Genomic DNA, 7113 nt, shown 5'->3' with positions numbered 1-7113 from the left:
CGATGAAGACGCGCGGAGCAGCCACAGGCTGCAGCCTGCGAAAGACATGCTTGCCGAACGAACGTGCTTGGCCGGTCTGGTGGTCAGAGCGGGGTGATCAGAACCCGATCCCATCTCGAACTCGGCCGTTAACCGCCCCAGCGCCCATGGTACTGTGTCTCAAGACACGGGAGAGTCGGTCACTGCCAGACCTGCCAAGCACGTGACACAGTCCCTCGACACGATCGAAACCACGAAGCCCGCCCGGCTCACGCCCGGCGGGCTTCGTCGCGTTCAAGCCCCCTCGCCTCATGGCCTCTCCCGCTCCATCGCCGCGCCGGCCCGGCGCAGCGTCTCGTCGAAGGGGTTCAGACGATGCGAGATCCCGGCCGCCTCACGACACAGCATCCCGCCCGGCGATCGCCGGCGGGGTGTGGACCGACCAGCTCTCATACCCGAAAACAACGGCACCCAGCTTCACGGCCCGCCGACGACGAGCGCGCGAAAGCCACGGAGCGGGGCCGTTCAGGCCGCATGGGCCTCCAGAAGCGGCGGCAGGGCCTTGAGATCGAGGGGTTTCGACAGGAAGCCGTCGAAGCCGGCCGCTCGCGCCGCGGCCTCGTCCTCGGCCTGGACGTTCGCGGTCAGCGCGACGAGCCGGAGGCGGGGCAGGTTCCGGTCGCTCTCATGCTGTCGGATCCTCCGCGCGGCTTCGAGCCCGTCGAGGATCGGCATACGGATATCGACGAGGGCGAGATCGAACGGGGCCGGTGAGGCCGCGGCCTCCTGCAGCCGCGTCACCGCTTCCGCCCCGTCGCGAGCCCAGATCACGACGGCGCCGAGTCGTTCCAGGGCCTTGGTCGCCAGAAGCGCGTTGATGGGGTTGTCCTCGGCCAGAAGCACCCGCGGCCGGTAGGAGGTGGACCGAACCGGTCCTCTCGGCACCGGTGGTGCCACGGCCCGCGGCGGCGCCGGCTCGGCGATGCGGGCGAGGAGCGAGGCGAGACGGACCGGCTTGACGAGGTAGCGATCGAAACCCGCCGCAGCGGGCGAGCCGAAATCGCGCCGGTCGAAGGGTGACAACAGGACGATGCTGCGACCGACCCCCGCCTGACGGGCCGCAGCGGCGATCCGGCGAACCGCGGCGTCGCCGAGCGCCCGGTCGGCGATCACCGCCGTGTAGACGGTCTCCGCCGACAGGGCCGCCAGAGCCTCCGCCTCGCTCTCGACCACCGCTGCGTCGGCACCGGCCCGTCCGAGGCGGCGCGCGATGTAGGGCGCCTCGAAGGCGGCCGCGGCAACCACCAGAACATTGTGACCGGCGAGGCTCGGAGCATCGGGCCGGATCTCCTCGGCGCCGGATCGCAGGGGGAGATGTACCCGAAAGCAGCTTCCCTCGCCCGGCCGCGAGGTGACGGCGAGACGGCCCCCCATGCGCTCGACGAGACGCGTGGTGATGGCGAGGCCGAGTCCCGTGCCCTCGTGGCGCCGGCTGGCACTGCCGTCGCCCTGCTCGAACTCCTGAAACAGCACCGGCAAGCGATCCTCGGGGATGCCCGGCCCGGTGTCGTGGACGGCGAGGGTCAGCCCCTCCGGCCCCCAGGCGGCGGTGACGCCGACGCCGCCGGATTCCGTGAATTTCACGGCATTGCCGGCGAGATTGATCAGGATCTGCCGCACCCGGTCGGCATCGCCAACCAGCACTGCCGGCAGAGTCTCGATGTCGGCGGCGATCTCGAGACCCTTGTCCTGGGCACGGGGCGCCAGTAGCTCGACCACGCTCTCGACCAGGGCCGCCGGGGCGAAGGGCTCGGCCGCGAGGTCGAGGCGGCCAGCCTCGATCTTGGAGAAGTCGAGGATGCCGTCGATGAGCGAGAGCAGGGCCTCGCCGGATGTCTTCACCGCCTCGGCATAGGTCCGCTGCTCGGGGCTCAGGGGCGTCTCCAGCATCAGGTCGGCCATGCCCATGATGCCGTTGAGCGGCGTGCGGAACTCGTGGCTGACGCTGGCGATGAAGCGGGATTTCGCCACGCTCGCGGCCTCGGCGCGGCTGCGCGCCTCCTCAAGGACGCGGGCGGATTCCACCCGCTCGGTGACGTCGCGGCCGGCGCGCAGCACCTCGGGCCGGCCGTCGCGCCCCGTCGTCACGGTCTCGACGAAGGCGAACCAGCGCGGGGACCCGCCCCCCGCCGGCAGGATCGCGAGGTCGACCAAACGAGCTCCGTCGGCCCGCCGGCGCATTTCCCCGGATCCCACCACCTCGACCTCCCGGGTGGTCCCCAGGAGCGCGGCCGGAACGGTACCGAGGAGCGCGGCGAAACCCGCACTGGCGAAGGTGATGCGCCCTTCGGCATCCCGCTGGACGACGAGCTCGATCTGCGCCTCGACCAGGCTGCGGTAGCGCTCCTCGCTCTCGGAGGTGCGCCAGACGAGGTCGTGCAGGCTCTCGACCTCGCCGTCGCGCCGGCTTCGCTGCTCGCCGCTCCAGCGCGCCGCGAGCCAGGCGAGAGCCAGAAGACCGATCGCCGCGCCGAGCCACTCCATTCCGCATCCTCCAGCATTCCGCCCGAGGTTAGTCCCGCGGACCTGAAAGATGAGTTGGGAAAGTCGTTGAGCCGCAGGTTCGTTCGACCGGCAGCATCGGACGAACGACGATAACGCGTCGTTGACCTTGCCCGTCAGGCGGCGGCCGGACGGCGGTCGGCCCGGCTGCGGTAGGACAGCGCCTCGGCGAGGTGGAGCCGCCGCACCCGCGCCTCGCCGTCGAGGTCGGCGAGCGTCCGGGCGACGCGCAGCACCCGGTGGAAGCCGCGGGCGGAGAGCCGCATCGCGTCGGCCGCGTCGCGGATCAGCGCCATCCCCTCCGCGTCGGGACGCGCGGCCTCCTCGATCAGCGTCGCCGGACAGGAGGCGTTGGTGGTGCCGGCGGGCTGGCCGGCCTCGGCGTAGCGCCGCTCCTGCAGGAGGCGCGCCGCGGCGACCCGGGCGGCGGCCTCCGCCGAGCCTTCCTCGGGCGGCGGCAGGATCAGGTCGGCGGCGGTGACGGCCGGCACCTCGATCTGCAGGTCGATCCGGTCGAGGAGCGGTCCCGAGAGCCGGGCCTGGTACTGGGCGACGCAGCGCTCGTTGGGCCCGCGCCGGCAGGCGAAGCCCGGCTCCGTCGCCTGGCCGCAGCGGCATGGATTCATCGCAGCCACCAGCTGGAACCGGGCCGGGTAGGTCACCCGGTGGTTGGCCCGGGCGATCATGACGTTGCCGGTCTCGAGCGGCTGGCGCAGGGAATCGAGCACCTGGCCGTTGAACTCGGGCAATTCGTCGAGGAAGAGCACGCCGCCATGGGCCAGCGAGACCTCGCCGGGCCGGGCGCCGAGGCCGCCGCCGACCAGCGCCGCCATCGAGGCGGAGTGGTGCGGTGCCCGGAACGGCCGGCGGTTCGACAGCGCGCCGTCCTTCAGCGTGCCCGCCACCGACTGGATCATCGAGACTTCGAGCAGCTCGCGGGGGCCGAGCGGCGGCAGGATCGAGGGCAGGCGTGCCGCGAGCATCGACTTGCCGGCGCCCGGCGGGCCGTTCATCAGGAGGTTGTGGGCGCCGGCCGCGGCGATCTCGAGCGCGCGCTTGGCACCCTCCTGGCCCTTGATCTCGCGCAGGTCGGCGAGGATACCGGCCGGGGCGGCCACCGCCGGCACCGGCCGCGCCATCACCTGCGTGCCCTTGAAGTGATTGGCGAGCTGGATCAGGGAGCGCGGCGCCAGCACGTCCATGTCGCCGGCGGCCCAGGCGGCTTCCGGGCCGCTCGCCGCCGGGCAGATCAGGCCGAGGCCGCGGGCGTTGGCGGCCATCGCGGCCGGGAGCACGCCCGCCACCGCCGTGAGGCTGCCGTCGAGCGCGAGCTCGCCCAGCACGCAATAGCCGGAGAGCGCGTCCGCCGGCAGGGCACCGATGGCGCACATCATGCCGAGCGCGATCGGCAGGTCGTAGTGCGAGCCTTCCTTGGGCAGGTCGGCGGGGGCGAGGTTGACGGTGATGCGCTTGGCCGGCAGGGCCAGGCCGGAGGCGATCAGCGCCGAGCGCACCCGCTCGCGGGACTCGGCCACCGCCTTGTCGGGCAACCCGACCACCGTGAAGGCGACGGCGCCGGGCGTGATCTGCACCTGGACGTCGACGGCGCGCGCCTCGATTCCCTCGAAGGCGACGGTGGCGACGCGGGTGACCATGCGGGCGGGACTTTCGGGCTGGCGTCCTGCCGTAACGTTAGTCGGCGGACGGCTCAGCGACAACCCGGATCCGGAAAACACTTGTCCAGACACGAAAAAGCCCGGCACGGCGGCCGGGCGTTCTCCTCTCGGTCCCCGGATCCCGTGCGCCCGTCGGCGCGACGCGGATCCGCGGCGAAGCGTTGCGCTGGCGCGCGTTACGCCTGGGCGGCCTGCAGGCCCTTCACGCGGGCGGCGAGGCGCGAGACCTTCCGAGACGCGGTGTTCTTGTGCACGATCCCCTTCTGGGACGCGCGCATGATCTCGGGCTCGGCGCTGCGCAGGGCGGTCATGGCGGTGCCATGATCGCCGGCCTCGATCGCCTCCTCGACCTTGCGGATGAAGGTGCGCATGCGGCTGCGGCGCGAGCGGTTGATCGCCGTACGCTTGGCGATCTTGCGGGTCATCTTCTTGGCCGACACGGTGTTGGCCATCGGCGTTCCTCATTCTCAAAGCGAGGCCCGAGCGATCCCGGCGGGATCGTGGCGTCGCGTGTCAGGGTATGGAAGCACGGGCAACCCGCCGGACGAAAGCCCGCAGGTCCGCGATCCGCGGTCTATAGACGCGACCGGGCGGGTCGTCAACGCCGGCCGCAGAGCGAACCGCGTCTCGGAACACGGTGCCCGATCAACGGTTGAGTTTATCACAAGAGACACGGGAGATCACCATGATCCGCTCCGCTTCCCTCCTCGCCGCCGGCCTCCTCGCGCTCGGCGCCGTCGCGGTCCCGCACCAGGCCGAGGCCAAGGGCTGCATCAAGGGCGCCATCGTCGGCGGGCTGGCCGGCAAGGTGGTCGGTCACGGCAAGGCCGGCGCGGCGGCCGGTTGCGCGGTCGGCCACCACAACGCCAACAAGAAGGCGAGCCAGGCGCAGGGCCAGTGATGGTCCGCTCGCGGGGCCGGTAGGCTCGGCGCCATCGGGGACCTATACAGGCGGCGGCTCCGGCAGCGGGGCCGCCCCCTTTCGCGTGGAGCCCGCATGCCGTCCCCCGCCCGCACGACGTCCCCCGACGGCGCCCTGGTCCTGTTCTCGGGCGGACAGGATTCCGCTACCTGCCTCGCCTGGGCCCTCGAGCGCTTCGGCCACGTCGAGACGCTGGGCTTCGATTACGGCCAGCGCCACCGCATCGAGCTCGATTGCCGGGCCAGCTTGCGCGCCGAGATGACCCGGATCGTCCCGGCCTTCGCCGGACGCCTGGGCGAGGACCACACGCTGTCCCTCGCGGCGCTCGGCGAGGTGTCGGAGACCGCGCTCACCCGGGAGACCGCCATCGCCATGGAGGCGGGCGGGCTGCCCAACACCTTCGTGCCGGGCCGCAACCTCGTCTTCCTGACCTTTGCGGCAGCTTTGGCCTATCGCCGCGGCCTGCGCCACATCGTCGGCGGCATGTGCGAGACGGATTTTTCGGGCTATCCCGATTGCCGCGACGACACGATCAAGGCGCTGCAGGTCGCCCTCAACCTCGGCATGGAGCGCCGCTTCGTGCTGCACACGCCCTTGATGTGGATCGACAAGGCCGAGACCTGGCGGCTCGCCCGGGACCTCGGCGGCGAGGCCCTGGTCGATCTCATCGTGCGCGAGAGCCACACCTGCTATCTCGGCGAGCGCGGCGCCCTGCACCCGTGGGGCCATGGCTGCGGCACCTGCCCGGCCTGTTCCCTGCGGGCCGCCGGCTATGCGCGCTTCCGCGCCGAGGATGCGTGAGCGGCGCTTGCCGGCCGGCCTCCCGTTCGCGCAGAGTGCGTCGCAAAGATGGGAGGAGACAACCATGACCGCCTGCATCGTCGGCTGGAGCCACACGCCCTTCGGCAAGCACGATTCCGAGACCGTCGAGAGCCTGATCGTCCGCGCCACCAACGAGGCGCTGGCTCATGCGGGGATCGGCCCGCAGGACGTCGACGAGATCGTGCTCGGCCACTACAATGCCGGCTTCACCCCGCAGGACTTCACCGCCTCCCTGGTGCTCCAGGCCGATGACGGGTTCCGGTTCAAGCCGGCGACCCGGGTCGAGAATGCCTGCGCCACGGGCTCCGCGGCGGTGCACCAGGCCATCAAGACCATCGAGGCCAAGCGCGCCCGGGTGGTGCTGGTGGTCGGCGTCGAGCAGATGACCCGCACGCCGGGTCCCGAGATCGGCCGCACCCTCCTCAAGGCCTCCTACCTCCCGGAGGACGGCGACAACCCGGCGGGCTTCGCCGGCGTGTTCGGCAACATCGCGGGCGCCTATTTCCAGCGCCACGGCGACCAGTCCGATGCGCTCGCCATGATCGCCGCCAAGAACCACCACAACGGCGTCCAGAACCCCTACGCACAGATGCGCAAGGATCTCGGCTTCGCGTTCTGCCGCACCGAGTCGGACAAGAACCCGTTCGTGGCGGGCCCGCTCAAGCGCACCGACTGCTCGCTGGTCTCGGACGGCGCCGCGGCGGTCGTGCTCGCCGACACCGAGACGGCGCTCCGCATGCGCCGCGCCGTCGCCTTCCGGGCCAACGCCCACGCGCAGGACTTCCTGCCGATGTCGAAGCGCGACGTCCTGAAGTTCGAGGGCGCCGCCGCCGCCTGGGCCCGGGCGCTCGACCAGGCCGGCATCACCCTCGACGACCTGTCGCTGGTCGAGACCCACGACTGCTTCACGGTGGCCGAGCTCATCGAGTACGAGGCGATGGGCCTGACCAAGGAGGGCCGCGGCGCCGACGCGATCCGCGAGGGCTGGACCACCAAGGAGGGCAAGCTGCCGGTCAACGCGTCGGGCGGGCTGAAGGCCAAGGGCCACCCGATCGGCGCCACCGGCGTCTCGATGCACGCGCTGTCGGCGATGCAGCTCTGCGGCGAGGCCGGCGGGATGCAGATCCCGGACGCGACGCTCGCCGGCGTGTT

The 7113-nt window shown here is 71.7% G+C and carries 6 protein-coding genes and 1 rRNA gene; 4 read left to right on the top strand and 3 right to left on the bottom strand.

Annotated features, from left to right (window positions below):
* The first annotated feature begins 75 nt into the window (after positions 1-75).
* Positions 76-191 (top strand): 5S ribosomal RNA (gene rrf, locus QR78_RS25735).
* A gap of 313 nt (positions 192-504) precedes the next feature.
* Here the strand turns inward: rrf and QR78_RS25730 are convergent.
* The 3 genes from QR78_RS25730 to rpsT form a co-directional block, all read right to left on the bottom strand.
* On the bottom strand, positions 505-2523 hold the full coding sequence (locus tag QR78_RS25730) for an ATP-binding protein (protein ID WP_082172117.1): 2019 nt from the start codon (positions 2521-2523) through the stop codon (positions 505-507).
* 134 nt (positions 2524-2657) lie between these two features.
* Positions 2658-4196, bottom strand: coding sequence for a YifB family Mg chelatase-like AAA ATPase (locus QR78_RS25725; RefSeq protein WP_048430445.1), 1539 nt, complete (start codon positions 4194-4196; stop codon positions 2658-2660).
* A 197-nt stretch (positions 4197-4393) separates the two neighbouring features.
* Positions 4394-4669, bottom strand: coding sequence for a 30S ribosomal protein S20 (gene rpsT / locus QR78_RS25720; RefSeq protein WP_048430444.1), 276 nt, complete (start codon positions 4667-4669; stop codon positions 4394-4396).
* A 233-nt stretch (positions 4670-4902) separates the two neighbouring features.
* Here rpsT and QR78_RS25715 point away from each other — a divergent pair, with 233 nt between their 5' ends.
* From QR78_RS25715 to QR78_RS25705, 3 genes are all read left to right on the top strand, one after another.
* Positions 4903-5118: a glycine zipper 2TM domain containing protein gene (locus tag QR78_RS25715; RefSeq protein WP_048430443.1), complete on the top strand. Its 216-nt coding sequence runs from the start codon at positions 4903-4905 to the stop codon at positions 5116-5118.
* 96 nt (positions 5119-5214) lie between these two features.
* Positions 5215-5940, top strand: coding sequence for a 7-cyano-7-deazaguanine synthase QueC (gene queC, locus QR78_RS25710; protein WP_048430442.1), 726 nt, complete (start codon positions 5215-5217; stop codon positions 5938-5940).
* 64 nt (positions 5941-6004) lie between these two features.
* Positions 6005-7113: acetyl-CoA acetyltransferase (locus tag QR78_RS25705; RefSeq protein WP_048430441.1), on the top strand; the 1109-nt coding region annotated here is incomplete at its 3' end.

It is taken from the genome of Methylobacterium indicum (genome assembly GCF_001043895.1).
GTDB lineage: Bacteria > Pseudomonadota > Alphaproteobacteria > Rhizobiales > Beijerinckiaceae > Methylobacterium > Methylobacterium indicum.
This window is presented reverse-complemented; position numbering and strand designations above follow the sequence as displayed.

Coding starts and splice junctions, on each gene's coding strand:
- QR78_RS25730 (WP_082172117.1), bottom strand. CDS start 2,523: ATGGAGTGGCTCGGCGCGGCGATCGGTCTTCTGGCTCTCGCCTGGCTC.
- QR78_RS25725 (WP_048430445.1), bottom strand. CDS start 4,196: ATGGTCACCCGCGTCGCCACCGTCGCCTTCGAGGGAATCGAGGCGCGC.
- rpsT (WP_048430444.1), bottom strand. CDS start 4,669: ATGGCCAACACCGTGTCGGCCAAGAAGATGACCCGCAAGATCGCCAAG.
- QR78_RS25715 (WP_048430443.1), top strand. CDS start 4,903: ATGATCCGCTCCGCTTCCCTCCTCGCCGCCGGCCTCCTCGCGCTCGGC.
- queC (WP_048430442.1), top strand. CDS start 5,215: ATGCCGTCCCCCGCCCGCACGACGTCCCCCGACGGCGCCCTGGTCCTG.